The sequence below is a fragment of the Veillonella sp. oral taxon 780 str. F0422 genome (assembly GCF_000221605.1).
In the GTDB taxonomy this organism is placed as follows: domain Bacteria; phylum Bacillota; class Negativicutes; order Veillonellales; family Veillonellaceae; genus F0422.
Genome location: NZ_AFUJ01000010.1, coordinates 1 through 1,901, shown reverse-complemented (window position 1 = coordinate 1,901; position 1,901 = coordinate 1). Strand labels below are relative to the sequence as shown.

2 protein-coding genes are annotated in these 1,901 nt (G+C 36.8%); both read right to left on the bottom strand.

The genetic code is table 11. The features are described from left to right. Positions 1-96: 96 nt before the first annotated feature. The gene (locus tag HMPREF9200_RS01380; RefSeq protein ID WP_009353012.1) at positions 97-975 is read right to left on the bottom strand and encodes a GHMP kinase; all 879 of its coding nucleotides are present in this window, start codon (positions 973-975) and stop codon (positions 97-99) included. A 19-nt stretch (positions 976-994) separates the two neighbouring features. Further along, positions 995-1,732: an adenosylcobinamide-GDP ribazoletransferase gene (gene cobS / locus HMPREF9200_RS01375; protein WP_009353011.1), complete on the bottom strand. Its 738-nt coding sequence runs from the start codon at positions 1,730-1,732 to the stop codon at positions 995-997. Positions 1,733-1,901 lie beyond the last annotated feature (169 nt).

Below are 1,901 nucleotides of genomic sequence, written 5' to 3'. Positions count from 1 at the left end.
AATCTAAAATCTGATCTAAGGAAGTATCTAATAGTCGACTCGCTTTATGCACATTACCACCATGCACATTCGTTGTTTTCACCATCATAACCTCCTTTATCGTTCCATGAAAGTAATTCCTTCATTCGTTGTTTCCACTATATCCATGAAGGTAAGATTTGGCAATTCCTGCTTTACTTGTTGCAAGCAGTGTACAATACTTGGTGAGTCTGGGGGAAATAGCAAACCCAGTACAGTTCCACTATGGGCAATAATCGTTCCTATCGCATTACACTCTACCCCAATTTGATGTAACGCATATAAGTTTGCCTTATGCAAAATACGTTGATTGCCGAAAGAACTAATGGTAGAGGCCTCACCAATAAGTTTCACATTATGCTTATGTATACCTTCTTTAAATTTTGCTAAAGCTTCTACCATCAACTCTTCTTTTTCATCAATTAAAACATCTAAATTTTGCTGATGATTAAATTGTACCGTATCAATCGTACCGCCTTCATCAAACATGACGATACGAATCGGTGGACATGTGCCTAATAATTCACAACATGTACCATTTAGATAATCGAACTGAACTATACCAGGGTAAAAGGGAGCATCTGTAGGTTCGATTGATAAGCAAATAGAGGCTAATTGCTCCATAGAAAGATCGTAGCCATGACTTTTTGCTGTAGCCATTGCTACTACACTAATATCTGCACTACTAGAAGCCAATCCTTTTCCTTGTAAAATATCGGAATGTAAATATACAGGCTTCGCCGTAGATCGATCGATTCCCAATGTATCCAATACCGTGATGTAAGCTTGATAGGCCTTTGACTGTAAAGAAATCGATGAAAGAGGAAGTGGATATTGTACATCACCAATGGCATAAGAATAGCGATTAATAGGACAGGTTACTAGAAATCGTTGTCCTTTTATGGAGCCTTGAATAAACTCTCCACAAGTGCCTGGCGTTCTTACATAAAATGCCAACTCTACTTCCTCCTTTCATTTATATAACACTTACAATAATTGCGCCTAAAATGATAAAAATTTCTGATAATTCACATACAAATCCATACGTGTCCCCTGTAGTCCCTCCTAAATGTTTTGTCACATAGGAGTTAATGATAAGGTTAACTAAGAGGGCAATGACATATAGATACGCATAAAACCATTCATAGAAGAACAATGGTAATAATGCTAATAGGGTCGCTACTGGCAAAGCATACTTAGGAGCATTGTCTGCAAAAAATTTACCGATTCCTTCTGGTCTTGCATAAGGAAACTTTTGAATACTAATCACCATAGTATATCGACTTAACAGGGGCATACTAACTAAGACTATAGGGACTACATAGATTGGTAAATTAACTAGTAGTTGCCATTTTAAGAGGGTTAAGAATACAAAGCCTACTACTCCATTACTCCCTACTCGGCTATCTTTCATAATCTCTAATTTACGTTCTCGATCGCGCCCTGAAAATAAGCCGTCACAGGTATCCATAAATCCATCTGCATGAAGTCCACCAGTAAATAGAAATTCAAAGATAACTAACATAAGCATCAGTAAGGATATCGGAATATACGAATTTGCTAAGGCATAAAATGCCCACATAAAGACACCAATAACAAGTCCTACTAAAGGAAAATATGTAACGGATGCGCCAAAGTCTTCTACTTTCCACTCTGTTTGGTTTACAATTTTTAAACGTGTTAAAAATTGAAGTCCTACAAAAAATCCTTTCATTTGCCACCTCTACTATTGATTAATTACATACGTACTGACCATTGTTAACGCAACACCCAAAATAGAAACAGTATACATCAAATATATAGTTTGATAAATGTGTTTCCCTACCATAGATGTTATAGGGTCTCCCATATAGGCCCGAAAGGTGACTTTGTCATGATACACA